The organism is Litorivivens lipolytica, assembly GCF_014191715.1.
Taxonomy (GTDB): Bacteria; Pseudomonadota; Gammaproteobacteria; order Pseudomonadales; family Spongiibacteraceae; genus Litorivivens; species Litorivivens lipolytica.
Window position 1 is genome coordinate 310446 of sequence record NZ_JACHWY010000003.1, and the last position, 26335, is coordinate 336780.

A 26335-nucleotide genomic window follows, 5' to 3' on the forward strand; every position below is an offset into this window, starting at 1 on the left:
TCATTGCGCGCCCATTCTGCGCAAGGCACGCGCCCTTCGCAAGTAAGGGCCCTGAAATGGTAAAGTGATGCCTTCCATTTCCCGCATGAATTTCTATGTCAAAAGCGCCCGCATTTCAGAACTTATACACCACCCTCCCTGACCATTTCTTTCACCGTCAGGGAGCCGACACCGTTCCCGCGCCGGAGCTGATCGCGGTGAACGACGAGCTTGCAAAGTTTCTGGAGATAGACGCGGAATGGCTGCGCTCCGCCGCCGGTCTCGACATGCTCAGCGGCAAGGCCTTCCCGGATTCCGCAGACCCCATCGCGACCGTCTACGCCGGCTTTCAATTCGGCAACTGGAACCCCCAGCTCGGCGACGGTCGCGCCCTGCTGATCGGCGAAGTGATTGCGCAAAACCAGCAGCGTTACGATGTGCAGCTGAAAGGTTCCGGTCGCACGCCCTATTCTCGCGGCGGCGATGGCAAATCACCGCTCGGGCCGGTGTTGCGTGAATATCTGCTCAGCGAAGCTATGCACACCCTCGGCGTGCCCACCACCCGCGCACTGGCCGCTGTCACTACCGGCGAAGAAGTGTATCGGGATTCTGCCTTGCCCGGCGCCATCCTCACCCGCGTGGCCAGCAGTCATATTCGCGTCGGCACCGTACAGTTTTTTGCCTCGCGCAAAGATACCGACGGACTGCGCGCCCTGTGCGATCACGTCATCGAGCGCCACTACCCCGACTGCCGCGAATCTGACAACCCTACTCAGGCGCTGCTACGCAATATCATTGAGCGGCAGGCGAAACTGATCGCCAAGTGGCAGGGGCTCGGCTTTATTCACGGCGTCATGAACACCGACAATATGCTGCTCTGCGGTGAAACCGTCGACTACGGCCCCTGCGCCTTTATGGAAGCGTTTGATCCAGCCACCGTATTCAGCTCGATCGATCACGGCGGCCGCTATGCTTATGGCAACCAGCCACACATAGGCCACTGGAATCTGGCGGGGCTGGCTCAGGCGCTATTACCGTTGCTGCACGACGATGAAGACGAGGCAGTGAAAATTGCGCAGGCCGAAATCAATAGCTACCCCGACCTGCATGTAGCGGCCTACCAACATGTACTCACCCGCAAATTGGGGCTCAGTGACTACCGCGACGAAGACGATGCGCTGGTGACTGACTTACTGGAATTATTGAAAACCGAACGCGCTGATTTCACACTCGCCTTTCGCCGGTTGTACGAACGCGCCGCCGGCACAAGCAGCGTAAAAACCCTCTGGGACTTCAGCCCCGCCTTTGATAGCTGGCTGGCGCGCTGGCAAACACGCTTTGCTGACAGCACACAGCCAGAAAGCGAGCGCATCGAAACCATGCGCACCAGCAACCCCCTGTTTATTCCCCGCAACCACCGGGTAGAAGAGGCCATTCAGGCGGGCAACCAAGGCGACTTCTCTGTTTTTCACACATTGCGGGAGGTGCTGCGCGAGCCCTTCACCGACAACCCGGATAATCTGGACTACGCGCGCCCGGCAGCGCCACAGGAAGTGGTAAAGCAAACTTTCTGTGGTACTTAAGCCTTACCCTCCAGTCCGTCATTGCGACAAGGGCTGCCGCATACGCCAAATCAGCCGAACACCCAATAGTATGGCCGCACCACTGAGTCCGGCCACCAAACCAATCCAGAAACCACTCGGCCCCATCGCTGGCACCAGAATGTCAGTAAGTCCCAGCACATAACCCAGCGGCAATCCGATACCCCAATAGGACAGCAGGGTCAGCACCATCGGCCAGGCGGTATCTTCAAAACCTCGCAGGCAACCGCTGGCCCAGACCTGTATCGCATCCGACACTTGATACAGCGCAGCAAATATCAGCAGGTGGGCTGCCAGCGCATGTACCGCGTGGTTGTCCGTGTAAATAAGCGGAATATGATGCCGCGCCAGCAACAGTAATACCGACGCCAGCAAACCAATTGCAATGCTGACCTGCATCGAGGTTTTCACCGCCGCACGTAGCGCGTCGCGATCTTCCCGCCCGCGCGCTCTTCCGACTCTCACAGTTGTCGCTAGCGCAAAGCTCAATGGCACCATAAAAATCAGCGCCGTAAAATTCAATGCGATCTGATGACCGGCTACCGTCTCCGCGCCCAGACGACTAATCAGCAGGGCAATGACCGAGAAAATACTGACCTCGAAAAAAATCGACAGCCCCACCGGCAAACCCAAGCGCAACATGTAAAACAGAGTGCTCCACTCTAGGTGCCGCTCACGCAGACTCAATCGCGCCTGCTGGTAGACCCGGTTCACGGCGATATAGCCTGCCATCAGGAGCGCCATCAGCCACAACACCAGCGATGTCGCCCAGCCGCAACCGACACCGCCCAGCTCGGGAAAACCGAACTTGCCGTAGATCAGAACGTAATTGCAGGGAATGTTAACCAGCAGACCGATCACACTGATCCACAACACCGGCCGGCTATGCGACATGGCCTCGGTATAACTGCGCAACGCCAGCCACAGGGCCGCTCCGGGCATACCCCAGCTCAGGGCCTTGAGGTAATCATCCACCAACGGTCGAATAGCCGCATCGACATCCATGATGTTGAGCACCGGGCCCATGCTGCGCAGCACCAAAAAGCCCAGCGCCCCCAGCCCCAGCGACAGCCACAAGGCCTGCTGGGCCAGCGGATTAATGCGCTCGTGGCGCTCACCGCCCAGATGCCGCGACAGGATCGGCGTCACGCTCATCAGCACACCGGTCATAAATAAGTACAGGGGCACCCAAACGCTGGCGCCCACCGCCACCGCCGCCAGATCGTTGGCGCTGACCCGCCCCGCCATAACCGTGTCGACAAAGCCATTGGCCGTCTGCGCCAGCTGGCCACCGAGAATCGGCACGGCAAGAGCAAGCAGGGCGTTAAGTTCTCGGCGCGAGACAGTCATAAGGCAGGATTTGGCTTAAAAGCCCGGGATGATACCGGGGCCAATCCACAGAGGCCAGCACCGCTGCTGGCGCGAGGCTTTGCAGAAATACCGAAGCAGTTTTGCAAAAATCATGACTTCTTTCCGGGGCTCAGACGTGGAGAATTGCAAGGCAACAGAGGAGGCATTCCATGGCCACACGACAACTGCAAGCGATCTACCCCAGCCGGCCCAGCCGCGATGGGGACGGTGTTCGCATTCAGCGGGTCGCACCACCCGGTCAATTCGGCATCCTCGATCCGTTTCTGATGCTCGACGAAATTGCCAGCGACGATGCCAGCGATTACATCGGCGGCTTCCCCGAGCACCCGCATCGCGGCTTTGAAACCGTCACACTGATGCTGGAAGGCCGCATGCGCCATCGCGACCACCTCGGCAATGAAGGGGTGATCGAAGCCGGCGGGGTGCAATGGATGAGTGCCGCGCGCGGTATTTTGCATTCCGAGATGCCGGAACAAAGCGAAGGCCGGCTGCATGGCTTTCAATTGTGGCTCAACTTGCCCGCGCGCAACAAAATGGACGATCCGCAGTACCGGGAATATCAGGCACACGACATTCCGAACTGGCAACCGGAACCCGGCGTCAATGGGCGCGTCATTGCCGGCGCAGTCAAGGGCGTTCAGGGACCGGTGCAGGGCGTCGCCACCCACCCCCTGGCCATCGACCTGCACATTAGCGGAACAGTACAGGCCCGCATTCCGGTCAGCGCCAGCGCTACGGTTCTGGTCTATGTGTACGAAGGTGGTGTATCACTACCCGCCGCAGGGGGCGAGCGTGTTGTCGAACGCGGTGAGCTGGCCCGACTGCAAGGCGGCGACGAGATTGTGCTGAAAGGAGGTGGCGAAAAGAGCCGCGCACTGGTGCTGGCCGCCGAGCCGCTGGGCGAACCCATCGCCCACTACGGACCGTTTGTGATGAATACCGCCGAAGAAATCGAACAGGCGATTCAGGACTACCGCAGCGGCGCGCTGACCGCCTGAGTCTGATCGCCTGTTAACCGCGGACACACTCCGGCCGCGTAAAACAACTGGCTGTGTACTTCTACCAGCGCCTCAATGTCGCGCTGGTAACCACCACCAATCACCGCCGATACCGGCAAGCCAGCCGCTTCGCAGCGCGCAAATACCAAGCGATCGCGCTCATACACACCCTGTGTACTGATCTCAAAATGCCCGAGATCATCGTTCACATGAACATCGGCGCCAGCGTCGTAAATCACCGCCTCCGGCCTGAATTCGGTCAGCGCCTGCTCCAGCGTTGCTTCGACAGCAGCAAGGTAGTCGTCATCCGTCGTGCCTTTCGGCAGAGCCACATCAATATCCGACTGTTTTTTGCGAAAGGGAAAATTCTTTTCCCCGTGCAGCGACACGGTGAAAATATCCTCGCGCGCCTGCGCCAGGCTGGCAGTGCCATCGCCCTGATGCACATCGCAATCAAAAATCAGTACACGCTTGATGCCGTAATGTTGAATCAGGTTGAGCGCAGAAAGATAGAGATCGTTGACGATGCAAAAGCCCGCACCGTAATCGTAAAAGGCGTGATGATAGCCACCGGTCAAATTAATTGCGCGGCCGCGCTCCAGTGACAAAGCCCCCGCCAGAATGGTGCCACCCACCGCCGTGAAAGTTCGCTTCACCAACTGATCCGACCAGGGAAACCCGATGCGACGCATGGCCTGACGATCTAGCTCTCCCGCCACAAACTGCTGAATATAGCGCTCACTCAGTTCGTTACCAATCAACGCAGGTGCCACGGGCTTCGGCCGCATAAACTGTGAAGGCAAGGCACCACCGGCCAGCAGCGCATCGCGCAGTGCACGGTATTTCTCAATGGGAAAGCGGTGCCGATCCGGCAGCTCCAGCTGGCTGTAGATCGGATCAAAAATAAGCGGGGTCACAGGGTCAGCCGTATTTCTTCTCGTGCTTTTTCAAGGTTTTTTCTACGCGCCCCAATGCAGCACGGATCTGCCCGGCCATATCTCCTTCGCGCAGAATTGTCGCCGAATGGGCCGCGCACAAATTCTCTGCGTCGCCCCAGGCATAAGCCAACTGCTTTGCCCAATTTCTAAAATCAGAAACCGCCCCGGCACGCTTCTCAAGCGTCCGCGACAGGGTCGGGTGCAAACCCACCCTGGGCGCACGCAGCTTGCCAATCAAACCCGGCAGCGGCAGATACATCAGGGTGTCATCTACATGAATGGTCTTTGATGCCTTGTGATAGGCCAGTACTGAAGAAAAGTGCAAGTTTTCATTGCTGGAAATAAAATCCACACCCGCAGGAATGGAAAATTCAAAATCCTCCGCATAAGCCGCCGCAAATTCCTCAGACTCCACCCGCACAGGCTGCCAAGGTAAATCGGGAAATTTCTCAACATGGCGACGGGTGCCGAACAGCTTCGCCTCAGGGTACATCGCATGAGCTGCTGACACATGCACCGTATGAAAGGGGTGTAGGTTGATAATGGCATCCAGCAGCGCGCCTTTCTCGGTGATCTCATCCACCGTGGCTTTAATGTCACCACTCAGGGTATAGGCATCCAGAAAGACAAAGCGGCCATTCTGCAAACGCACCAGTGACGTGTGCGTACCGATATTCAAAACACCACCGATTTTGAAATCACCGCGGATGTTCCAGAAATCGTCAGACACCCTGATGATTTGTTCGGCCATTACGATTTCACCTATGCTCAAAGATTTTTTCAGTACGTGGCTGGCGCGATCCAGAAGATAGAACCCGAGAAACACGTCGAAGCGGGCACTTCCCGGGCTTGCACAAAGATCATGCTTTCAGCATGGTAAGCGATTACTGCTGTATATGCACATCCACCTGCGGAAAGGGAATACCGATACCTTCCTGCGTAAAGGTTTTGTACACCCTCTCGTTCATATCAAAGAACACACCCCACAAGTCACCCGCATTCACCCACGCGCGCACGGCAAAATTCACCGAGCTGTCTGCTAACGCCGATACAGCAATAAACACTGCCGGATCTTTCAAGATACGCTCATCCTCTTCGCACAATTTCTGGATCACACTGCGAACTTTGTCGAGGTCTTCACCGTAGGCCACTCCGATGGTCCAGTCGACTCTGCGCTTGGGCTCGGCGGAGAAGTTAGTCATCGAGGAGGTCGAGAGATCCCCATTGGGAATGATGATGGTTTTGTTGTCGGGGGTTTTCAGAATGGTATTGAAAATCTGTATCTGGGACACGGTGCCGCTGTAACCCTGAGCGTCGATAAAATCACCGACCTTGAAGGGTTTGAACAGGAGAATGACAACACCGCCGGCAAAGTTTTGCAGAGTACCGGACAAGGCCATACCAACTGCCAAGCCGGCAGCACCGAGCACGGCGATAAAGGAGGTCATTTCGATGCCCAGCATGCCAAGCACGCTGATCACCAGCATGACCTTCAATAACGTGCGGATTATTCCGACCAGAAACGGACGAAGGGAGGCATCAATGCCACTCTTTTCCATTCCCGCCTGCACACCGCGTACGAGCAAGTTAATGACCCAGCCACCGATAACAAAGACGGCGATGGCAGCGACTAATTTAGGGCCGTAGGTCAGAACCAGTTCGACCCCCTGATTAACGACTTCTTCCGAGTTCATAGATAGCTCTCCTTCTTCAGAATATTTAGACGTTAAGCATAGATCCGCCGAAACTAGTTCGACGGGAGAATCCCCGAAAATGAGAAGAATAACCGGCCAACGTCACGATTTCATTTCACATAACGCCGCTATGCACCAAACTATATAAAACTGAAACCCACATAGGCCGCATAGCCCAGCAACAGCAAGCCACCTTCCACCCGACTGAGCCGGCGCCCGGTATAGAGAAAAAGCAACAGGACCAGCGAGGTTCCAAGCATCACCCACTGATCAAACTGCAGTATCCGCTCGTGAACCGGCAGCGGCTGGAGCAAAGCTGAAACACCGAGTATACCGAGGAGATTGAATATATTGCTGCCCAGTACATTGCCTATCGCCACGTCTGCATGTCGGCGCAAAGCTGCGATGACTGAGATAGAAAATTCGGGTAGCGATGTACCCACCGCCACTATGGTCAAGCCAACAACAGCTTCCGACACGCCCATTGACTGGGCAATACCCACAGCCCCTTTCAACAACACCTGAGAGCCGGAAACCAATAAGACCAGACCCAGAAAAATGGCAGCCACAATCCAGAGCGTACTTTTTGGAAGAAGCGAGACTTCCTCGCCTTCTGCGATATGCAATTCCGCCGAGGGAGCCTCGCCGGAGCGCTCGGTCGAATAAGCCCAGATAAAATAAGCCGCTAGCGCAAGAAGAAAAATCGCTGCATCAAACCGGACCAGGGCCTCACCGCCCACCAGCACTACAAACAGTATACTGGCCATAACCACGGTCACCGCATCGCGACGCAGTACCAGCGATTTGACCGCCAACGGTGAAATCAAGGCACAAACGCCGAGTATCAGCAGAACATTGCCGATATTACTACCCACCACATTGCCCACTGCGATATCGGGCTGGGCACTGAGTGCGGCCTCAATAGACACCACCAGCTCCGGCGCCGAGGTGCCGCAACCTACAATAAGCAAACCACTCAATAAGGGCGAAATACCGAGGCGATTAGCCGCCGCGAGCGAACCTCTGATAAGTGCTTCGCCACCGGCGGTCAGCAGCAAGACGCCTATCAGCAAGTAGAGCAAATCCAACATCAATTTATCCTGTCGTGGCGAGGCCGCACTTCTAACGCAAATAATGTGGCGTGCGATTTGTGCAATTCCACCTCAAAGCGGCCACTCTTGTCTGCAAGAAAGTGGATGTCTGCTGGCTCGCTCGGTTCCAGTTTTACCTTCAGATCGTAGCCGTGTAGATGGACCTCATCTTTCCCACTGGCGAGGAAGCGCAGCGTAATCGGCGTGCCCTGAGTCAGGGGCACGGTGGCTGGCCCGCCTACGAGGTGTCCTCCTTCAACTGTGAAAGCAAAGGTTTGAGCGGGCAGCGGGGCTGCCAGGGTATCCGGTTGCGGGGCGGGCCTCAAGGCAAAGAACAAGCCTGCCAGCAGCAGTGCACCTAACAGAAAAATGAAGCCCGTCCATTTGTTCACAGCAACTCCTCATTATTGTTGCAGTGGCTAGCTAACGGGGCGCTCCAACTCCTGCACCAGATAGCCAATTTCCTCAGTCTTTTCAGCGAACAACGCATGGGCATCCATCAGACCGCGGTTATAAAAGTAAGGCCCCATCTCCTTGGCAATAAACTCCATCAGAAACTCCGCTTCAAAGGCGCCGATCTCCTGCCCTAACTCATCTTCAAAGTAGCGCTTGAGCTTGGCTACAATCCTGTCTGTCTCGTCCGGCGAGAACTTGATGTCTTCCATTATCTATCCCTAAAGGTAAATTAGCGGGTATCTGTACCTGCCTGCTGTTTCAATTTCTTGCTGACGGTGCGAAAACGGTAAATGCCAACCAGCAGCACGACCACCCCAAAAACGGCCAGCACCCACGCCAGCACAACGTAAGCCTCGACGCTCGCAAAGAACTGAAAAAGCACCGCCGCCCCGGCAATCAGCGACAGCGATGTACGCACATAGGCCAGAAAGGTTCTTTCGTTGGCCAGCTCGGTTCGCTCCATGGCGAGTTTATCTCGAAGCGTGTCCATCTTGGCTGCCTGAAAAGTAGGGTTTCATGAGGGATTAAGCCACACAAGATGCGTAATGCAAGCCCGATATAAACTCGGGTTAATAACCCTGACAGCCGCAGCCTGCTTGCTTGACTTGATAGGGGGGAAAAGGACACGATATACCGCCATGGGCTACCACGCCCGCCGTAACCTGAAGCCCTCCCTTGCAGCCCCACTTGATAAGATAAGGTTTACTTATGCGCTTCCAGTTCCCCATCATCATTATCGATGAAGATTTCCGGTCCGAGAACACCTCCGGCCTGGGCATCCGCTCACTGGTCAAGCCCATCGAGGATGAGGGCATGGAAGTGCTGGGCGTTACCAGCTACGGTGATCTGACGTCGTTTGTTCAACAGCAGGCCAGAGCCTCCTGTTTTATCCTCAGCATAGATGACGAAGAGTTCAGCGATGAGCACGCCGACACCACCCTGCAGCAGTTGCGCGACTTTGTAGCGGAACTGCGTCATCGCAACCCCGATATTCCGATCTTCCTCTATGGTGAGACGCGAACCTCCCAGCATATCCCCAACGACATACTGCGCGAGCTGCACGGCTTCATTCATATGTTTGAGGATACGCCAGAGTTTATCGCGCGCTATGTGGTTCGCGAGGCGCGCGCCTATATGAACAATCTGGCGCCGCCGTTTTTTCGTGCGCTGGTTGATTACGCGGCAGATGGTTCCTATTCCTGGCATTGCCCCGGCCACTCCGGTGGTGTCGCCTTTCTGAAGAGCCCGGTTGGCCATATGTTCCACCAGTTCTTTGGTGAAAACATGCTGCGCGCCGATGTTTGTAATGCGGTAGACGAGCTGGGTCAGCTGCTGGATCACACCGGGCCAGTCGCCGCCAGCGAGCGCAATGCGGCGCGGATTTTTCATGCCGACCACCTATTCTTTGTCACCAACGGCACCTCAACCTCCAACAAGATTGTCTGGAACTCGACAGTGGCCGCCGGCGACATTGTAGTGGTCGATCGCAACTGCCATAAGTCGATTCTGCACTCAATCATTATGACCGGCGCCATTCCGATCTTCCTGATGCCAACGCGCAATAACTTCGGCATTATCGGGCCTATCCCGAAAAGCGAATTCAACTGGGAAAACATTCAGAAGAAGATCGCCAAAAACCCCTTTGTCACTGACAAGAATGCCAAGCCACGGGTACTGACCATTACCCAAAGCACCTATGACGGCGTGCTGTATAACGTCGAAGAAATCAAAGAAGAGCTGGATGGCAAAATCGATACGCTGCACTTTGATGAGGCGTGGTTGCCGCATGCGGCCTTCCATGACTTCTACGGCGACTATCACGCCATCGGTGAAGACCGTAGACGCTGCGACGAGTCCATGGTCTTCGCCACTCAAAGTACGCACAAACTGCTCGCTGGCATTTCACAGGCCTCCCAAATCCTGGTGCAGGATTCCAGCAACCGTAAACTGGATAAAGACCTGTTTAACGAAGCGTATTTGATGCACACCTCAACCTCACCGCAGTACTCGATTATCGCATCCTGCGATGTCGCGGCGGCGATGATGGAGCCGCCGGGCGGCACCGCTCTGGTCGAGGAATCCATTGCCGAGGCGATGGAATTCAGGCGCGCCATGCGCAAGGTCGACGAGGAATGGGGAGCTGATTGGTGGTTTAAAGTGTGGGGGCCCGACTATCTAGCCGAAGAAGGCATGGGCCCGCAGGAAAACTGGACGCTAAAACCCAATGATCGCTGGCACGGCTTCGGCAATCTGGCCGATGGATTCAATATGCTGGACCCGATCAAGGCGACCATCATCAACCCCGGCCTCGACGTGGATGGGGATTTCGCCGAACAAGGTATTCCCGCCGGCATACTCACCAAATACCTGAGCGAGCACGGCATCATTGTCGAGAAGTGTGGCCTGTATTCCTTCTTTATCATGTTTACCATCGGCATCACCAAAGGCCGCTGGAACACACTGGTCACCGAACTGCAGCAGTTCAAGGATTGCTACGACCAGAACACCCGCCTGTGGCGCTGCATGCCGGAGTTTATTGCCAAGCATCCGCGCTACGAAGCCATGGGGCTACGCGATTTGTGCGATCAAATTCACGGCGTATATGCTCAGCATGATGTTGCTCGCCTAACCACAGAAATGTACCTCAGCGACCTGACCCCGGCCATGCGCCCCTCCGATGCCTGGGCGAAAATGGCTCACCGGGATATTGAGCGCGTGCCGATCGACGAGCTTGAAGGCCGCATTACTGCCATGCTGGTTACACCCTACCCGCCCGGCATTCCGCTGCTTATTCCGGGCGAGCGCTTCAATAAAACCATCGTCGAATACCTGCGTTTTGCGCGAACCTTTAACGAGCAATTCCCGGGCTTTGAGACCGACATTCACGGCCTCGTAAAAGAATCGCGCGATGGCAAGGTGGAGTACTTTATCGACTGCGTACGGGACTGACGTTTCAGGCTGGATTAGATCTCTCAATATCCGCAGGCCTTTGCTTGCGGGCATCGAGAGGAGACATCACTCTTGATAAAGCCCCAACGCTTTCCGCTTTACCTTACTTAAGCCCATCGCAACGATACGGTGAGACTCATCGATATAGTATTTGAGCTCGTACTCAAGCTCGCTTGACGTATCCGTCTGTTGAATCCACTTCATACCGCGTGACGCGAGATAAGGCGCCGGCTGAAACCCGCTACGATCTTTTAGCACTTCGTAGTTGTGCTCTGAAGCTTTGAAGGTGACTGCCAGCGAATCGCTCTTGCTCCAACCGCCAATCGCGAACACCTTTCCACCCACCTTCCACACATCCGCTCCCCCCCATTGAACGACATGAGTCGTCGACGATAGCGATGCACAGTAGCGATTAAACTCTTCGCGCGTCATAGTGGCAGATCCTTTATCGGCAATACTCAGAATTTTGTATTGCCTTCAGCTTTTATGTTGTTGATTTTGGATTTACCTAAAGTCTTCAACAACAAGTTCCGAAAGAACCTGAGTACAGGATAGAGAAATGTGGATACGGCCTTGGATTTAAACATCCAATAATTCAGGCGATTGAACGCACCTGACCGGCTACCCATTAAAGCCAAGGCGTGCAGAGCATCCGCGCCGTAGTAGAACTCTCCACCCACCTTAAGCACCATGCCCTGATCAATATCCAGTCCTAGCGCAGTGATCTCTTCCGTGACACGACTACTTTCTCGGGCATTAATTAGTCGAAGAGAGCCCATACTCTCACGGATATTCACAAGCTGGCAGTAAGCATGACAAACCGGGCACTCGCCGTCGTACACCAGGAGAATGTCTTCTCGATCCATTCCTTACTTCCCAGCACTGTCATTCGCCGTATTCCGATTACTTAGAAGTAGCAACACCAGTGCCAGAAGTGCGGGCAAGCCCTGAGTAAAAATAATGCTCGGCTTTGCCGTAAGCCCACCAAAAACGCCGGCCACCACAACGCAGCAAAGGAAGAAAACTTTGACATCAGTGCGAGACGCTATAAGCCCCCAGATCAAACCCGCCGCCAGAAACCCGTTATAGAGCCCCTGATTCATCGCAAGCACCGCTGAGGCTTGAGCCACATCCGGCGTCATACCGAATACCTTATGCCCGACGGGGTGATCCCAGAAGAACATTTCCAGAACCAAGATAGCGATATGAAATATCGCAACAAGAAAAGTGATCAGATTTGCCAACAAACTCATAATTTACTCCCCAATAGCTGCACGCCACCGGCCTTCCTTGAAAGATTGCAGGAGTTTCTTTGCACGTCCGTCATCCAGCTCGGTGAAACACCTGCCAGACTGGAAGAAATCGTTCAGACCTTCGATTTCAGAAAGCTGCTTGGTCGATACCGCAGCACGACCCATGCTCCAGTTCGCAAAACTCCTTGCCTCGATCGGTTCGAATATCAGTTTTATGAGTTTAGAATGCCGCTTATCGGCGCTAATTTTTTCGTAAAGCGGCCCCACCACCTCGGGGCGGCCTTCAAGTATCTGGAAGAACGAACCTTTTTCATACAATAGCATGCCGGTAACGCCAAGCTCCTCATTGTTCCACCTGGCCACCGACAAAAGCTCATCCAATTCTTCCGGCGTAAACTCTTCTGTCGCAGCACTCGCGTATATGTAGTGAACCAGATCTCCTACGGATTCGTCAGATGTCATAACCACCTCTATTTTTCCTCACAAAAGCCGCCAGCCCCGGCTGAACTGACCACAGAATCGCACCCTGCATAATTTATTAAGCTGGGCACCCTGCTGATTTACATATCGCTAGCTTTTGCTATTTAACGCTTAGATCTTTCAGGCAATCAGCGCGGTTTACTGCAGAATAACCGTCTTATCCCCATTCAACACAATGCGTTCTTCGCAGTGCAATCTCACCGCATGTGAGAGTGCAGTGGCTTCTATGTCGTGTCCGAGGTGTACCAGTTGTTCGATGGTAAAGGTGTGGTTAACCGGCTTCACTTCCTGAACAATGATCGGGCCTTCATCGAGATCGGCGGTGACGTAGTGGGCGGTCGCGCCAATCACTTTTACACCGCGACTGTGAGCCTGGTGGTAGGGTCTTGCCCCTTTGAAACTGGGCAGGAAAGAGTGATGAATATTAATGGCGCGGCCCTCGAGTTTACCGCATAGATCATCTGACAGAATTTGCATGTAGCGCGCCAGCACCAGCAGCTCGGCCTTTTCCTGTTCCATGAGGGCCAGGATTTGGGCTTCCTGTTGAGGTTTGGTTTCTGCAGTAATCGGCAAGTGATGAAAGGGAATGCCGTACCACTCAACCAAACCTCGGCAGTCTTCGTGGTTGGAGAATACACCCACAATCTCGGCAGGCAGAGCGCCTGACCGCCATTTGGTGAGCAGTACATTCAGGCAGTGATCGTCTTTCGATACCGCCAGCAGTATGCGCGGCTTTTGCGCAATAGGGCGTAGGCGGTAGTCCATGTTCAGACGCTGGGCGAGAGTTTTCAGCTCCTCGACAAAATCCTGCATATCGCAACCGAGACTGCGATCGTCGAACACCATTCGGGAGAAGAAGGCGTTGCTGTAGGGGTCAGAGTACTGTGCCACTTCGGTAATAAACGCGCCGCGCTGATACATCAGATTCGACACGCGCGCGAGTATGCCGAGCTGGTCGGGGCATTTGAAGGTGAGTACGTAGGGTGTTTCTGCCATGTGCTATCCGTGTACTGCAGTGGTTTATACGTGCTTATTCAAACGATCAATCATCAGGGCCAGAACGGCGTCCATCGCATGGTGGTCGGTGTCTATCCTGATCTCCGCGGCGCGCTCATACAGCGGCCAACGCTCGCGGTAGAGCGCTGAAAAATCCTGCCCAGGTTTTTGAACGATGCCACGACTCTCCATATTGTGAATGCGCTTGCTCAGAACGTCGAGGGGCACATCGATAAACACGATACGAGAGTGCAGCGCGAGGGCCTGCATGGCGGCTTCGGAATACACGGCGCTGCCGCCAGTGGCGATAACGCAGTTGTGGACAGAGAGATTACACAGCACATCCGCTTCTATAGCCTGAAAGGCCTCCAGCCCATGTTCCTGTTGGTAATCCTGCAAGGTGCGGCCCTCGCGCTGCTGGATCAGCACATCGGTATCGAGAAAGTCCTTGGCGAGCGCTTTGGCAAGCAGAATGCCGAGAGTGCTTTTACCCGCCCCCGGCATTCCAATCAGCGTGATATTGCTGCGCTCGCTCATGACTTTCTGATATAGCTCACTTGGTATTGCCTACTTGATATAGTGGTCTGCGTACTCTTCACGCAGCGGCACTTTCAGTAGCTTGCCAGTGGCTGTGTGGGGCAGCGAATCGCGGAACACCACATCGTCGGGCAACCAGAAGCTGGCAAGCTGCGGTTTGAGGTAGTCCAGCACCTCTTCTTTGGTGGCGCTGGCACCGTCTTTTAGTACGGCAAGTAGCAATGGCCGCTCCTGCCACTTCTCATGAGGAATGCCGATTACGCAGGCCTCGGCAATGGCCGGGTGACCCACGGCGACGTTTTCCAGATCGATGGAGCTGATCCACTCACCGCCGGATTTGATCACGTCTTTGCTACGGTCCACGATCTGCATCATGTTGTCCGTGTCGATGGTGGCCACATCCCCGGTATCAAACCAGCCATCTTCAGTCGCGAGCTTGTCGCTCTTGTAGTAACTGTTTACGATCCACGGCCCGCGCACCATCAAGCGGCCGTAAGCCTTACCGTCGCGGGGCAGCTCTTTGCCCTCATCATCGATAATTTTCATTTCAACGCCGTAGACCGGCTTGCCCTGCTTCTGCTGTTTTTTGTAGCGCTCCTCTTTGGGCAGGCTCAGCAGCTTTTTGTTGGGTGCGTTGACGGTGCCGATGGGCGACATCTCCGTCATACCCCAGGCGTGCAGCAAGAAAGCATCGTGTTTTTCATCAAAGGCTTTGATCATGGAGAGCGGCGCAGCAGAGCCACCCACGATGACCCGCTCAACGCTGTCGAGCTTTTGGTTGATGCTGTCGAGGTGATTCAAGAGGCCGAGCCAAACAGTGGGCACCCCTGCCAGCAGGGTGGGTGATTCAGACTCGATCAGCTCCCACAAACTGGCGCCATCCATCGCCGCACCGGGGAATACCAGCTTGGCACCGGTGATGGTTACCGCATAGGGCAGGCCCCAGGCGTTGACGTGGAACATGGGCACGACCGGCAGAATGACCGTGTCCGACTGAATATCCAGCACCTGTGCATGCAGGCTCGCCATGGCGTGCAGTACGGTTGAGCGGTGGGTGTACATCACACCCTTGGGGTTGCCGGTGGTGCCGGAGGTATAGCACAGCGAGCAGGGCGTGCTTTCATCAAACTGCGGCCATTCGAATTCTTCGCTGTGCGGCGCAATAAAATCTTCGTAGCAGATCAGGTTGTCGATCTTGCTGTCAGGCATGTGCTCCTTGTCGCTCATCACCACAATGGCCTGCAGGTGGGGCAGTTTGTCGATCAAGGGCTCAATGATGGGCAGGAGGTTGATGTCGATAAACAGCAGGCGGTCTTCCGCGTGGTTGAAGATGTATTCGAGCTGCTCAGGGAAGAGGCGCGGGTTAATGGTATGGCATACGCTACCGATGCCGGCTACGCCGTAATACACCTCGTAGTGACGCCAGGTATTCCAGGCCAGCGTGGCCACTCGGTCACCGGGTTTGATGCCCCAGTTGAGCAGGGCATTGGCGAGCTGGCGAGTGCGCTTGGCCGCCTCGCCCTGGGTAATTCTGTGAATACTGCCATCCTCAACCTTGCGGCTGACAATTTCAGCCTCCGGGTGGCTGACAACACCAAATTCCAGCAGACCTGAAATCAGCAGGGGGCTTTCCATCATGGGCGCAAGCATGAATGACTCCTTGTATTTCGCTGTTATTTTCCCCGAAACCGGGATTGCGTCGATGCCCTTCAAGGGCGTTCAGCCACTATAGCAGAACTGGACGATGCATCCCGCCTCGCGCAGAATGCTCACACACCCGTACGTATCAGAAGTTCATGAAGATCAACAGCAAACTGCCTCACGTGGGCACCACCATCTTCTCTGTGATGTCTGCGCTGGCCAATGAAAATAAGGCCATTAACCTGTCGCAAGGCTTCCCGGATTTTGCGGCCAGCGAGTATCTGCTGGAGCGTTTGAATTACCACGCTACCGCTGGGCGCAACCAGTACGCCCCCATGAACGGGGTGCCCGAGCTGCGCGAGGCCATCGCCGATCTGATTGGCGACTGCTACGGCAGAAAGGTGGATGCCGAAACCGAAATCACCCTCGCCTCCGGTGCCACCGAAGCGCTGTTTGTTGCGGTTCAGGCGATTATCCGCCCCGGCGATGACGTGATTCTGCTGGACCCGGCCTACGACAGCTATGAGCCCGCCATTACCCTCGCCGGAGGCAGCTGCACTCGCCTTTCATTAGTGCCGCCGCGCTACCAGCCCGACTGGCAGCAGATTGAAGACAGCATCAAACCCAATACCCGGCTGATTATGGTGAACAGCCCGCACAACCCCACCGCCACGGCCTTTACCGACAGTGACTGGCGGGAACTGGAACGCATTGCCGACAAGCACAATTTGCTGGTGATCAGTGACGAGGTCTACGAGCACATTGTGTTTGAGCGCGAGCGCAACAGCGCCCACCGCTATCCGGGGCTGGCCGAGCGCACCTTTGTGGTGTCGTCCTTTGGCAAGACCTTTCATGTGACCGGCTGGAAGCTCGGCTATTGCGTGGCGCCACCCGCTTTGAGCGAAGAGTTCCGCAAGGTGCATCAGTTCGTAACCTTCACGAGCTTTACCCCCGCCCAGTATGCGGTAGCGGATATGCTGACGGAGAAGCGCGACGAAGTGCATGCCCTCGGTGCGTTCTATCAACGCAAACGCGATTGCTTTATCCACGCCATGCGCGGCTCACGCTTTGAATTGCTGCCCAGTGCCGGCACCTATTTTGTACTGGCCGACTACAGCGCACTGAGTGACTTGAACGATGTGGACTACTGCCACCAACTAACTCGCGAACACGGCGTAGCCGCTATTCCCCTCTCGGTTTTTTACGAAACACCCCCGGAGAGTCGCATAGTGCGTTTCTGCTTTGCCAAGCGTGAACAAACCCTGATTGATGCTGCCGCGAGATTGAAAACGCTATGAAAGTCGCCGCTCTACAAACGGTTCTGTATTGGCAGGATGCCGAGAAAAATCGCGCTTATTTTAGCGAGCTGATCGCCGACAATGCCGACGTCGATCTGATTGTGCTGCCGGAAATGTTTACCACCGGCTTTTCGATGCAGCCAGAGCTGATTGCTGAACCCGCCGATGGCCCAACGCTGCCATGGTTGCAATCGCTAGCGGCGCAGCATGACTGCGCCATTACCGGCTCAGTGGCGGTAGCGGACAAGGGCCATTATGTAAACCGGATGTACTGGGTATCACCCGACGGACACTGCCACTACGACAAGCGCCATCTGTTTCGCATGGCGGGAGAACACGAACACTATCAGCCCGGCTCAGAAAGAAAAATTGTGGAATACAAAGGGCTGCGCTTTTGTTTACAGGTCTGCTACGACCTGCGCTTCCCGGTCTTTAGCCGCAATCGCAATGACTACGACGTATTGATCTACGTTGCTAACTGGCCGGAGCCGCGACGCCACGCCTGGTCATCGCTGTTAACCGCACGCGCCATAGAAAATCTGAGCTTCGTGATTGGCGTAAACCGGGTGGGCGAAGACGGCAACGGCATCCCCTACAGCGGCGATAGCGCGATTATCGACTTCAAGGGCCAACCGCTGGCAAGCAGTCGGCCGCATGAACCGGAGAGTTTAAGGGCTACGCTGGATAAAACAGAACTGATGGCTTTCAGGGAGAAATTTCCTGCGCATCTGGATGCGGATGATTTCAGCCTGAAGGGCTAACGAAAACTCCAGTATTTGTGCCCCAGAAAGCTGGTAAATACCGGAACGATTACGCCCACGCCGTGGGCAATTTCCGGCACAAACTGCTCCACACCCCACAGCGGCAGACTTTTCACCAGCACCATGCTCACCGCCCAAGTCTGGGCTACCGCCGCAACGTTGACCACGGTAAACCGGAAAAAGGATTGGCCGGTCGATTGGGCGCTATCTTTGAATACAAAAATTTTGGCAAGGATAAAGGCCGTTACCATACCGGTGAGGTAGGCAAGAATTATCGCCGGCGAAAATGGCATGGCCAGACTGTAGAGCATCCGGCTGCCAAAGTTCACCAGCGCCGCCAAGCCGCCGGTCAGCAGGAAAATCGCAAACTGACGATCGCGAAAACTGGAAATCACCGGGTCGCCTGTCGGGCCATATCGCGGCCAAAATCAATGCTTTCTGAAATACCCCGGTCTTCCGGGTAGTAATAAGACGTATCGGCCGCCCACAAACCTTCAACCGGAAGATCGACTGGTGGCAGACGCTCCAGAAAGCCCGGCTCACAGATGGGCTGGGCATAGCGATAGCGGTGAACATGGAAGGAAAGAAAATCGCTGTCCTGCAGTTCCGGGTTGATGCGCTTGAAATAGCCCGTGATCTTGTCGATAAACACTTCATCGCTATCGGCATAGACCGGGTGCTCACCGGGCACATAGTAGGGCACGTAAACGATGTGCTGACCTTCTCCCAGTGGCCGCAGGTTGGTGTACTCCACGACGCCCGGAATATCCATCTCGTCGTCATTCACGTTGAGCCAGAAGTGAGGCGTGAGTGCCTTGGCCAATTTCACCGTGATACAGACCACGGCGATGTTATTGACGCTGCGATAGCCGTTAACGATGTCGTCGGGCAAATCACGAAGCACCTTGGGCAAATACGGCAAAGGAATGGTGCTTATCACGGTATCGAAGGTTTCGAAGCCTTCACGAGTTTCTACGCCCTTGAGTACGCCGTCTTCAACCACCACTCGCTGTGCGGCGCAGTTCAATCGCAGCTCTGCGCCGTGCGCCTGCAGCTGTTCCTGCAATGCCAGCAGCAAGGTATCTGAACCGCCCTCAAGATAGCCAAGCTTTTCTTTCATCAAGTTGTAACGGCTCTGGCCAATGCGGCGCAATCGGCTCCAGATCCATGCCGCAGAAAGATTGTCGGCGTACTGATAAAACTTGTAATCAAACAACTTCTGCCACAAGGCATTCCAGGCTTCCATTCCCACCCAGCGTTTTATCCACTGGCTAGCCTCCTGATTATCAAGAGGCTTCCAGTCGCGGCGCTTGGTGGCGAGGAACACATGCAAGCCATAACGGAACTTGGCCACAAAGCTCAAACCGCGAAAGGTCAACAGTGCAATCGGATTGCCCCACTTTTGCACGCGCCCCTGAAAATAGTAGGCCATGGTGGTAACAGACCACTTTAGCTTGTCAGATAGCCCGAGCTCTTCCAGCAATGTAAAAAAGCCATCATCTGAGGTGCAGTGAAAATGGTAGTAGCGCTCTATGGCCAGACCATCCAGATCAAAACTGGCGGCCATGCCTCCGACTCGATCACCGGCTTCAAAAATCACCGGCTCGTAGCCATCCTGAACCAGTTGCCAGGCGGTGGCCAGCCCCATCGGACCAGCACCCAGAACGGCGATCTTGCGTTTACTCATAACTAAAATTCCAGAACCACATCGCTGTACACGGGGTGAGTGAAAGTTTCGCGTACAGCGTCTTCAAAAGATGTTGCTTTTACATTGAAAATTCCCGGCCAATCGATGATCTCAAAAGACTCATCAATGACCAGCGCCCGCAATTGATGCACCGTGAAGGGCGGATTCTTGTCGAACAGTGCCCACACCCACAGCAGACTGAAAAACACACTGTAAGGTATTGGCAGGATCAGTGATTTGGCTTTGGTGATCGACTTGATGGTTTTGATCAGATCAATATAGTCGATATGCTCCAAACCACTGATGTCATACACACCGGCGATCTCCGGCTTTTCCAGACAACGCAGGATGATATTGCAGAAATCCCCAGCATACAGCGGCTGGCGTGGATAGCGACCGAGCCCCGGCACGGGAAAAACCGGCACTTTCTGCATAAAGCGCGACAGCCAGCCCAGATGCTTGCGATCAAACCAGCCAAACATCAGCGTTGGGCGCAATACCACACAGTTAACGCCACTCTCCAATACACGCTGCTCCTGCAGGGTTTTACTGCGGGTGTAGAAATCGTCGGCCTGAGAATTCACCACCGACGAGCTGATGTGGACAAGATTTGGCACGTTGTAGCGCTTCATTGCATCCAGCACATGATCCGTCGCCGCGAGATTATTGCGCTCGAATTCTTCGTAGTAGATACCGCCGATCTGCGCCTGCAGCATGACCACCGCTGATGCATTGTCAAAGTGTCCCTGCCAGTCACCCGCTTTGGCCAAGTCGGCATACTCGGCAACCACACCGGGCTGCATATCTCGCAGTATGCTGAGGTTGGCTTTGTGTTTGTCGAGCACGACGAGCTCAAGATCATCGCGCTCGACCAAACGCGCCACCAGGTTCTGACCGACCAGACCTGCGCCCCCGGCGAGAATGATTTTTTTCATATCGCGGGAGCCTCTTCAGCATGAACGTCATGAACCGCGGGATCGCTTTGTTCCGCCTTGGGCTCAATTATGCCCTCATCTGCACCTGCTTCTGGTGTAAGCACTTCTGCGGGGAATTGAAAACTCGACAGGGTCAGTTGGTAGTCGCTCTGCCACAACACCCCAGCACCGTATTGCGCTTCGATGGTTATTTGAGCAACGCCGGTATCAGCCTCCCCCCGTTGCAACCAGTCAGCAAACTGCTCGCGATCCTCCAGAGTCGGCGAGAGCAAAAAGCCCGCCTTGGCAATTTCCGGGACCAAACGATAAACCTCCTGCTCCCCGCTTGTCTGCATCACCGTCATCATCAACTCCGGAGGCTTTATAAACAGTGCCCACAAACGCCCGAGAAAGGTAGACTTAAGTTTAAACTCGGCCCACAGATTGCCTCTATTTTCCGGCAGTACGACTACTTTACCCAAACGCGCCTCGCTGCGTCGCAGGCGCTCGCGCGTCAGTTCTCGCTTTGTGTCACGGCGCTCGAGCTTCAAAAACTGATCAAGGCTTTCAGTGACTTTAAAATGCTGCACAAATACTGGCCAGCTCAGCGATTCGTCCAAGCTGGGATAACGACCATCGATAGGCGCGACATCAAATAAAAGAGTATCCGGCGCCCGGCTGCTCCTCAGGTGATTCCGATTCAGCACCAACAGCTCTTCGGTATAGACGGAATAGCTCTGCAGTATCGGTCGCCCAGACCAATTTAAATCAGCCGCTATGGCACAGGAAATGCGCCACGGGTAGATATCCACTCGACCTTGCAGGTCAGAATCCAGACCACAGCCCTCTACAATCTTATCCAAAGCGGCGTGGTAATCCTGCCGCCACTGAGCATCCAGCTCATCGTAATCACGTATAACTTTTGACGTCGATTTAAACGCGTCTTTCAAATGCTGATAAAAATCGTTGGTGGAGGTTTCGCGATGCTGACGATCTATCGACATCCATGCCAGCAAGGCCAGCACGATCAAGCCCGCACTAGCGCCTTCAACGCGAACGAAACGCATCGATAAGACAGCGATCAACAGACTCAGCGCGGCAATCAGCGCATGGGAGTCATAACGAACAAAACCCGCCTTGAAGGCCAGAAACAGGAACATGCCGGCATTCAGTGCCAGAAACCAACAGGCACTAGCTGGAGTTTCTGAGCGGAACAAAAACTGCCAGCCCAATACAATGCAGGCGATTACATACAACAGCAGCGGTGCCTCGTTACCCGGGTCAGACATAGCCTGGGCGTAGCCTGAAATGATGGGCGACATCGCGCTAAAATAGTTTGGCAGATCAGCCACAGAATGACCGGACAGCATCCAGCCCGTGATTAGGGCCAGCAACGGCACCACACTCAAGGTGATCAGGAAAAAGCGATTGCGATGCCAGGCACTGTACCCAAGGCATAACACCACGCTCCCTAGACAGCCCACCAGGAACGAGCCTTTAATTAAAGGCAAAAGTCCGAGCGGCAAGAGCATAAGCACGAAGGCAACTTTGTTCAGCCAGTTCAAGCTGATGTGCAGTTCTTCTCGCTCAGCTTCCAAGGCGCGATTCAGAAACAGCCCAAGCAGGTAGGGGTACATAAGGAAAACAGGGTCGCCCATATAGTTCAGGCCGATTGGCACGAGCGCCACCAGCAGAATCCAGTAATAGCGAACACCCTGCTTCAGGTACGCCAGCAGGAGAAACAGCCCTAGGGCCAAAATACTGGCAGCGATCAGACTGAAGTGAAAGATCTCCGGCTGATAAGCCTTGGTATAGACCCCGGCAAAGGGGCCAAAGGTGAAAATCAGCTCGCGCCCGATAACCAGATTATTGGCCAACGCATAGGCCATACCCATTATCCAGGCCGGGTCGACATCATCAATTGGCATACTCGGCGCCGCTGGCAGATACATGGCCAGACAGGCAAGTGCCAGCAGTGACAGCAACAATGCCCAACCGAGGTAACGTACTGCTTGTATCAATGCGCTGGAGCCCATCAGAAATTCAACCGCTTGAAAATAAAGCCCGGTAGCAATCGAATCACCAGCATGATCAGCGCCCAATAACCGGGGGCGTACACCACGTCACGACGTTTGGTAATGGCTTTCTCAATACTCTTGGCCACCTGATCAGCACTGCTCACCAAGGGCCCGGGAAGGTCCATACCCGCCGTCATCGGCGTGGCTACCATACCCGGCTTGATCAGCAGAACCTGAACACCCGACGGCATCAGCCGCGCGCGCAATCCACTGCAGTAAGCTTCGACGGCCGCTTTGCAACTGCCGTAGGCAAAGTTACTGGCACGACCACGATCGCCGGCGACCGAACCAATCACAGCCAGAACGCCACGACCGGACTTTTGCATGGCGTTGGCCAGCGTTTGGGTGCAGAGAATCACCGATTCAGTGTTCACCTGCATCGCCTCGCGCAGATAATCGATATCACTTTCGCAGCGGACCTGATCAGGCAAGCTGCCCTGAGCTACCAACGCCAGATCAAAACCCTTTAACTGATCTGCCGCCTGCGCTACAGCCTCTGCAAACGCAACGTGATCGGCCAGATCGATGCAAACGCTACTGACATCGGCGCTGCTGCGAGCTTTAAAGTCTGCTTCAACGGCAGCCAGCTTTTCAGCGTTGCGCGCTAACAGAACCACATGGCTCGCGCGCTCGGCATAGCGATTCAATGTCGCTTGAGCAATCGCCGAGGTGGCGCCGCAAATCAGAATATTCATGCGTTTTTCTCTATGTCTGTTTTTTCTGTAAGAGCCACTCTGCGCCAGAAAGCCGAGAGCAGCTTAGGGTCACGCAGCGCCTCAAGATCTACCCATTGCGGATAAGCCTCTTGAAAATTATGCGCCTGCATATGGGAATCTTTTGCCGGGTAGAGTCGTCCACCGGCTTCGGAAACCATCGCATCGAGACGCGCAAATAAACGATAGTTTTCCTGCTCCCGACGCGGAAAATCCAATGCCAGACTGGTGCCTTTCATAGGAAAAGACAGCAAACCCGGCGAGGCGATATCGCCACATTTTTTCAGCACGGAAAGAAAAGAGCCCAAACCGCTGTCGGCGATCGCTTTAAGGATGGCGGGAATAACATCGCGCTCTACGGCTTCCGGAATCACGCACTGATACTGTTGAAAACCGCGACGGCCATACAGTCTATTCCAGTGACGTATGCCATCCAACGGATAAAAGAACGGGGCAACAGCGACCATTGAATCCACTACGCGTTTTTGCTGCCGCTGAAAATAAAGCTCATTAAACAGTCGCAGCGTTAAACGATTAACAGGCGAAATTGGCGGCGTCAGCGGCATCACCAAACGCCCTTCACTGGGTGCGACGCACTCACCTTTTGCTGAGTGGTTCGCGGCAATAAAGTGACCGCGACCGAGAGCGGAACCGGTTGCAAGGCAGTCAACCCAAGCCACGCTGTAGTCAAAGTCTCTGTCGTGCTGTTCGGCCAGATCAAAAAACTCATCCACGTGGTCAAAGCGCGTGCTGCGCTGATCCATCATCGACGACGCCACCGGAATCAGTTGCAACTCGACGGTTACGATCAATCCCGTCAAACCCAAACCACCGACGGTGGCCGCAAACAGCCGCTCATTTTCCTGCGCTGTGCATCTCAACAATCCCCGATCGGAACGCAACAATTCAAGTGCACGCACATGCCGACCGAACGTGCCAGCAACATGATGGTTCTTGCCGTGAACATCATTGGCTACCGCACCACCAACAGAAACAAAGCGAGTGCCAGGCGTAACCGGCAGGAACCATCCGCGTGGCAAACACACCATTAATAGCTCGGACAGCGTCATTCCAGCTTCGACTACAATGCAGCCAGTACTCCAGTCTGCCTCGATAAAGCGCTTCAGGTTTTCGGTGGAAACCACAGTTCCTGCATCAGCCAGACAGCTATCGCCGTAACTGCGGCCCTGGCCGTAGGGCAGTGCGCCATTCGGTAACTGCTGAAAAACATCCCCCAGTTCATGACGCCAGCTGGGCGTTATCGCAGACTGGGCTGAAGCAGGGAAACCTCCCCAATTGCCGTAACGGTTCACCACTACCAAACCGCCCCCGTGGCCAGCCAGAAAACAACCGCAAAACAGAACCCTGAAATCAGGCTGACACGATCTGCTACTGCAAACAGTACCGGGTCTTCATGGACCTCGCCTCGATGGGCGAGCATCCACATACGGCCTACCCAAAACAGTAAAATGGGGCAGGCCAGCCAGAGGATTTCGGGATGCCTATAGAGGGCGATGATATGCTCACTGTGAATATAGAGAGCCAGAATCAGCACCGACAGATAGCCTGATGCTGCGCCAAGGGCCGCGATCATTTCCAGATCGCCGGGGTAATAGGCCCGTCCCGGTGATTTCTCAGTGCGCCCTGCTTCGCGGCTACTATGGAGCTCTGCGTAGCGTTTAATAAGTGCCAGACTCAGAAAAATAAACATCGAGAACGCGAGCAACCAGAAGGTCAGTTGCAGTGCGAAGAGAAAGGCACCGCAAATCACTCGCATCGTATACAAGCCAGCCAGCGTCAAAACATCAACCAGCAATTGCTGCTTCAGGTAAAAGGTATAAAGCAGCGACAGCAGAAAATAAACACCGAGACTGATGGCAAAGCCGATGGGTAACAAGGCGACTGCCGTACCGAAGCTAAGCAGTAAACACAGCGGCAATAGCAACAGCGCTCGGCCGATTCCAAGGTCTCCGGAAGCCAGCGGACGAAAGCGTTTGACCCGGTGCTGACGGTCATCAGCCAGATCCATTAGGTCATTGATCAAATACACGCTGGAAGAACAGAGCCCATACAACACAAACGCCAGCACGCCGCTCGCCAATAGCGCGGCATTGTCTGCCTGATGACTGGCGAGCAAAGGAACAAAAATCAAGAAGTTTTTGACCCACTGCTTGATGCGTAGCTGTCGCAGATAGATCCGTAGACTGACCGCTGTTTTGAGGCGCGTCTCCACTACCGCCTCGCCAGCCTGGATCTTACGCTTCAAGCCATCGGAGATGTTGCAGGTATAGGCCGTGGCGGCCGAGCGCCAGACCGCAAGATCGTCGCTGCTATTGCCGATGTAGTCAAAACCCTGCTCGCCATAGCGCTCAACTAGCGTCGCTCGCTTGGTCTCCGACGAAAGATTGGCTTCGTCGCTGGCCAACACCTCGTCAAACAACCCCAAATGGTCAGCGATAGGCTGGGCCAGCATCTCCGTTGTTGCCGTCGCCAGGACTATCCGCCGCCCTTGAGCCTTTTCCTGCTTAAGAAATTCAAGGACCGTTTTGCAATACGGAAGGCTGGCCGCATCAATAGTCACCCGGGAAGCAATTTCCCTCTTGAGCCGAGCCTTGCCCGCCAGCAGCCAAAAAGGCAGCAGGAGACAGCTCCAGAATGACTGTTTAAGCAGGGCCAGAAAAGATTCCAGCAGCATGTCGGAGCGGAGCAGGGTGCCATCGAGATCGACCGCCAATACCCTGTCTTGTGAATGTTGCTGCACGAGTCCCCTGCCTTCCTGATCGAGTTGGATTTGTTATAGCGCTTCCCGGCGCCGAAACACGCTGAAATTGAGTCAGAAAACACGGGGAAAGCGGCCACATTTTGCCATATCAGCCTTCGGATGAGTACTTCCCGAGGCG

27 protein-coding genes are annotated in these 26335 nt (G+C 54.9%); 5 read left to right on the forward strand and 22 right to left on the reverse strand.

Annotation, left to right across the window (positions count from 1 at the left end; genetic code table 11):
- The first annotated feature begins 95 nt into the window (after positions 1–95).
- Entirely contained in the window at positions 96–1562 is a 1467-nt protein-coding gene (locus tag FHR99_RS13665; protein ID WP_183411267.1) for a protein adenylyltransferase SelO, read from the forward strand.
- Positions 1563–1580: 18 nt separating this feature from the next.
- Here the strand turns inward: FHR99_RS13665 and FHR99_RS13670 are convergent, their stop codons facing one another.
- Positions 1581–2930 (reverse strand): MATE family efflux transporter, encoded by a 1350-nt coding sequence (locus tag FHR99_RS13670; protein WP_183411268.1) that lies wholly within the window; start codon positions 2928–2930, stop codon positions 1581–1583.
- Between the two features lie 170 nt (positions 2931–3100).
- Between FHR99_RS13670 and FHR99_RS13675 the strand changes: the two genes are divergently transcribed.
- On the forward strand, positions 3101–3949 hold the full coding sequence (locus FHR99_RS13675) for a pirin family protein (protein ID WP_183411269.1): 849 nt from the start codon (positions 3101–3103) through the stop codon (positions 3947–3949).
- Here the strand turns inward: FHR99_RS13675 and FHR99_RS13680 are convergent.
- The 7 genes from FHR99_RS13680 to FHR99_RS13710 all read right to left on the reverse strand — a co-directional run bounded on the left by FHR99_RS13680 (position 3922) and on the right by FHR99_RS13710 (position 8618).
- Entirely contained in the window at positions 3922–4866 is a 945-nt protein-coding gene (locus FHR99_RS13680; RefSeq protein WP_183411270.1) for an arginase family protein, read from the reverse strand. The genes FHR99_RS13675 and FHR99_RS13680 overlap by 28 nt on opposite strands.
- A gap of 4 nt (positions 4867–4870) precedes the next feature.
- Positions 4871–5638: a hypothetical protein gene (locus tag FHR99_RS13685; protein ID WP_183411271.1), complete on the reverse strand. Its 768-nt coding sequence runs from the start codon at positions 5636–5638 to the stop codon at positions 4871–4873.
- Positions 5639–5771: 133 nt separating this feature from the next.
- Positions 5772–6581 carry a mechanosensitive ion channel family protein gene (locus FHR99_RS13690; RefSeq protein ID WP_183411272.1) on the reverse strand — a complete coding sequence of 270 codons (810 nt, stop codon included), beginning with the start codon at positions 6579–6581 and terminating at the stop codon, positions 5772–5774.
- A gap of 140 nt (positions 6582–6721) precedes the next feature.
- Entirely contained in the window at positions 6722–7672 is a 951-nt protein-coding gene (locus FHR99_RS13695) for a calcium/sodium antiporter (protein ID WP_183411273.1), read from the reverse strand.
- A complete protein-coding gene (locus FHR99_RS13700) occupies positions 7672–8064 on the reverse strand; it encodes a hypothetical protein (protein WP_183411274.1) in 393 nt (130 codons plus the stop codon). The genes FHR99_RS13695 and FHR99_RS13700 overlap by 1 nt, the downstream gene beginning before the upstream one ends.
- 27 nt (positions 8065–8091) lie before the next feature.
- Positions 8092–8337 carry a DUF2164 domain-containing protein gene (locus FHR99_RS13705; RefSeq protein WP_183411275.1) on the reverse strand — a complete coding sequence of 82 codons (246 nt, stop codon included), beginning with the start codon at positions 8335–8337 and terminating at the stop codon, positions 8092–8094.
- Positions 8338–8357: 20 nt separating this feature from the next.
- Complete coding sequence (locus FHR99_RS13710) at positions 8358–8618, reverse strand: DUF202 domain-containing protein (protein ID WP_183411276.1); 261 nt, start codon at positions 8616–8618, stop codon at positions 8358–8360.
- A gap of 218 nt (positions 8619–8836) precedes the next feature.
- Between FHR99_RS13710 and FHR99_RS13715 the strand changes: the two genes are divergently transcribed.
- Positions 8837–11077: an arginine/lysine/ornithine decarboxylase gene (locus FHR99_RS13715; RefSeq protein ID WP_183411277.1), complete on the forward strand. Its 2241-nt coding sequence runs from the start codon at positions 8837–8839 to the stop codon at positions 11075–11077.
- Between the two features lie 66 nt (positions 11078–11143).
- Here the strand turns inward: FHR99_RS13715 and FHR99_RS13720 are convergent, their stop codons facing one another.
- From FHR99_RS13720 to FHR99_RS13750, 7 genes are all read right to left on the reverse strand, one after another.
- Positions 11144–11509, reverse strand: a complete 366-nt coding sequence (locus FHR99_RS13720; protein ID WP_183411278.1) for an MmcQ/YjbR family DNA-binding protein — start codon at positions 11507–11509, stop codon at positions 11144–11146.
- 26 nt (positions 11510–11535) lie between these two features.
- On the reverse strand, positions 11536–11943 hold the full coding sequence (locus tag FHR99_RS13725) for a DCC1-like thiol-disulfide oxidoreductase family protein (protein ID WP_183411279.1): 408 nt from the start codon (positions 11941–11943) through the stop codon (positions 11536–11538).
- Positions 11944–11946: 3 nt separating this feature from the next.
- Positions 11947–12330 carry a DUF1304 domain-containing protein gene (locus FHR99_RS13730; RefSeq protein ID WP_183411280.1) on the reverse strand — a complete coding sequence of 128 codons (384 nt, stop codon included), beginning with the start codon at positions 12328–12330 and terminating at the stop codon, positions 11947–11949.
- Positions 12331–12333: 3 nt separating this feature from the next.
- Positions 12334–12792: a BLUF domain-containing protein gene (locus FHR99_RS13735; protein WP_183411281.1), complete on the reverse strand. Its 459-nt coding sequence runs from the start codon at positions 12790–12792 to the stop codon at positions 12334–12336.
- A gap of 156 nt (positions 12793–12948) precedes the next feature.
- Positions 12949–13806: a formyltetrahydrofolate deformylase gene (purU, locus tag FHR99_RS13740; RefSeq protein ID WP_183411282.1), complete on the reverse strand. Its 858-nt coding sequence runs from the start codon at positions 13804–13806 to the stop codon at positions 12949–12951.
- Between the two features lie 24 nt (positions 13807–13830).
- The gene (locus tag FHR99_RS13745; RefSeq protein ID WP_183411283.1) at positions 13831–14343 is read right to left on the reverse strand and encodes a shikimate kinase; all 513 of its coding nucleotides are present in this window, start codon (positions 14341–14343) and stop codon (positions 13831–13833) included.
- Positions 14344–14373: 30 nt separating this feature from the next.
- Positions 14374–15993, reverse strand: coding sequence for a long-chain-fatty-acid--CoA ligase (locus FHR99_RS13750; RefSeq protein ID WP_183411284.1), 1620 nt, complete (start codon positions 15991–15993; stop codon positions 14374–14376).
- A 146-nt stretch (positions 15994–16139) separates the two neighbouring features.
- Between FHR99_RS13750 and FHR99_RS13755 the strand changes: the two genes are divergently transcribed.
- Positions 16140–17282, forward strand: a complete 1143-nt coding sequence (locus FHR99_RS13755) for a methionine aminotransferase (RefSeq protein ID WP_183411285.1) — start codon at positions 16140–16142, stop codon at positions 17280–17282.
- Positions 17279–18043 carry an amidohydrolase gene (locus FHR99_RS13760; RefSeq protein WP_183411286.1) on the forward strand — a complete coding sequence of 255 codons (765 nt, stop codon included), beginning with the start codon at positions 17279–17281 and terminating at the stop codon, positions 18041–18043. The genes FHR99_RS13755 and FHR99_RS13760 overlap by 4 nt, the downstream gene beginning before the upstream one ends.
- Here FHR99_RS13760 and FHR99_RS13765 read toward each other — a convergent pair.
- Genes FHR99_RS13765 through FHR99_RS13795 form a run of 7 tightly spaced genes read right to left on the reverse strand, consistent with a single transcriptional unit; the run spans position 18040 to position 26196 of the window.
- Positions 18040–18438, reverse strand: coding sequence for a GtrA family protein (locus FHR99_RS13765; protein ID WP_183411287.1), 399 nt, complete (start codon positions 18436–18438; stop codon positions 18040–18042). The genes FHR99_RS13760 and FHR99_RS13765 overlap by 4 nt on opposite strands.
- Positions 18435–19730, reverse strand: coding sequence for an NAD(P)/FAD-dependent oxidoreductase (locus tag FHR99_RS13770; protein WP_183411288.1), 1296 nt, complete (start codon positions 19728–19730; stop codon positions 18435–18437). Before FHR99_RS13770 ends, FHR99_RS13765 begins: the two co-directional genes overlap by 4 nt.
- Positions 19731–19732: 2 nt before the next feature.
- A complete protein-coding gene (locus tag FHR99_RS13775) occupies positions 19733–20665 on the reverse strand; it encodes an NAD-dependent epimerase/dehydratase family protein (RefSeq protein WP_183411289.1) in 933 nt (310 codons plus the stop codon).
- Positions 20662–22680, reverse strand: a complete 2019-nt coding sequence (locus FHR99_RS13780) for a hypothetical protein (protein ID WP_183411290.1) — start codon at positions 22678–22680, stop codon at positions 20662–20664. Before FHR99_RS13780 ends, FHR99_RS13775 begins: the two co-directional genes overlap by 4 nt.
- Positions 22680–23417, reverse strand: coding sequence for an SDR family oxidoreductase (locus FHR99_RS13785; RefSeq protein WP_183411291.1), 738 nt, complete (start codon positions 23415–23417; stop codon positions 22680–22682). Before FHR99_RS13785 ends, FHR99_RS13780 begins: the two co-directional genes overlap by 1 nt.
- Positions 23414–24751 carry an FAD-binding oxidoreductase gene (locus FHR99_RS13790; RefSeq protein WP_343067600.1) on the reverse strand — a complete coding sequence of 446 codons (1338 nt, stop codon included), beginning with the start codon at positions 24749–24751 and terminating at the stop codon, positions 23414–23416. The genes FHR99_RS13785 and FHR99_RS13790 overlap by 4 nt, the downstream gene beginning before the upstream one ends.
- Positions 24751–26196: a UbiA family prenyltransferase gene (locus FHR99_RS13795; RefSeq protein WP_343067601.1), complete on the reverse strand. Its 1446-nt coding sequence runs from the start codon at positions 26194–26196 to the stop codon at positions 24751–24753. Before FHR99_RS13795 ends, FHR99_RS13790 begins: the two co-directional genes overlap by 1 nt.
- Positions 26197–26335: the final 139 nt, after the last annotated feature.

Bases quoted from the DNA above. Each gene is read 5' to 3' on its own strand.
- FHR99_RS13785 (WP_183411291.1), bottom strand. From the start codon at position 23,417: ATGAATATTCTGATTTGCGGCGCCACCTCGGCGATTGCTCAAGCGACA.
- FHR99_RS13695 (WP_183411273.1), bottom strand. From the start codon at position 7,672: ATGTTGGATTTGCTCTACTTGCTGATAGGCGTCTTGCTGCTGACCGCC.
- FHR99_RS13755 (WP_183411285.1), top strand. From the start codon at position 16,140: ATGAAGATCAACAGCAAACTGCCTCACGTGGGCACCACCATCTTCTCT.
- FHR99_RS13725 (WP_183411279.1), bottom strand. From the start codon at position 11,943: ATGGATCGAGAAGACATTCTCCTGGTGTACGACGGCGAGTGCCCGGTT.
- FHR99_RS13745 (WP_183411283.1), bottom strand. From the start codon at position 14,343: ATGAGCGAGCGCAGCAATATCACGCTGATTGGAATGCCGGGGGCGGGT.
- FHR99_RS13665 (WP_183411267.1), top strand. From the start codon at position 96: ATGTCAAAAGCGCCCGCATTTCAGAACTTATACACCACCCTCCCTGAC.
- FHR99_RS13720 (WP_183411278.1), bottom strand. From the start codon at position 11,509: ATGACGCGCGAAGAGTTTAATCGCTACTGTGCATCGCTATCGTCGACG.
- FHR99_RS13690 (WP_183411272.1), bottom strand. From the start codon at position 6,581: ATGAACTCGGAAGAAGTCGTTAATCAGGGGGTCGAACTGGTTCTGACC.
- FHR99_RS13735 (WP_183411281.1), bottom strand. From the start codon at position 12,792: ATGACATCTGACGAATCCGTAGGAGATCTGGTTCACTACATATACGCG.
- FHR99_RS13685 (WP_183411271.1), bottom strand. From the start codon at position 5,638: ATGGCCGAACAAATCATCAGGGTGTCTGACGATTTCTGGAACATCCGC.
- FHR99_RS13750 (WP_183411284.1), bottom strand. From the start codon at position 15,993: ATGCTTGCGCCCATGATGGAAAGCCCCCTGCTGATTTCAGGTCTGCTG.
- FHR99_RS13770 (WP_183411288.1), bottom strand. From the start codon at position 19,730: ATGAGTAAACGCAAGATCGCCGTTCTGGGTGCTGGTCCGATGGGGCTG.
- FHR99_RS13780 (WP_183411290.1), bottom strand. From the start codon at position 22,680: ATGGGCTCCAGCGCATTGATACAAGCAGTACGTTACCTCGGTTGGGCA.
- FHR99_RS13715 (WP_183411277.1), top strand. From the start codon at position 8,837: ATGCGCTTCCAGTTCCCCATCATCATTATCGATGAAGATTTCCGGTCC.
- FHR99_RS13675 (WP_183411269.1), top strand. From the start codon at position 3,101: ATGGCCACACGACAACTGCAAGCGATCTACCCCAGCCGGCCCAGCCGC.
- FHR99_RS13705 (WP_183411275.1), bottom strand. From the start codon at position 8,337: ATGGAAGACATCAAGTTCTCGCCGGACGAGACAGACAGGATTGTAGCC.
- purU (WP_183411282.1), bottom strand. From the start codon at position 13,806: ATGGCAGAAACACCCTACGTACTCACCTTCAAATGCCCCGACCAGCTC.
- FHR99_RS13730 (WP_183411280.1), bottom strand. From the start codon at position 12,330: ATGAGTTTGTTGGCAAATCTGATCACTTTTCTTGTTGCGATATTTCAT.
- FHR99_RS13710 (WP_183411276.1), bottom strand. From the start codon at position 8,618: ATGGACACGCTTCGAGATAAACTCGCCATGGAGCGAACCGAGCTGGCC.
- FHR99_RS13670 (WP_183411268.1), bottom strand. From the start codon at position 2,930: ATGACTGTCTCGCGCCGAGAACTTAACGCCCTGCTTGCTCTTGCCGTG.
- FHR99_RS13775 (WP_183411289.1), bottom strand. From the start codon at position 20,665: ATGAAAAAAATCATTCTCGCCGGGGGCGCAGGTCTGGTCGGTCAGAAC.
- FHR99_RS13760 (WP_183411286.1), top strand. From the start codon at position 17,279: ATGAAAGTCGCCGCTCTACAAACGGTTCTGTATTGGCAGGATGCCGAG.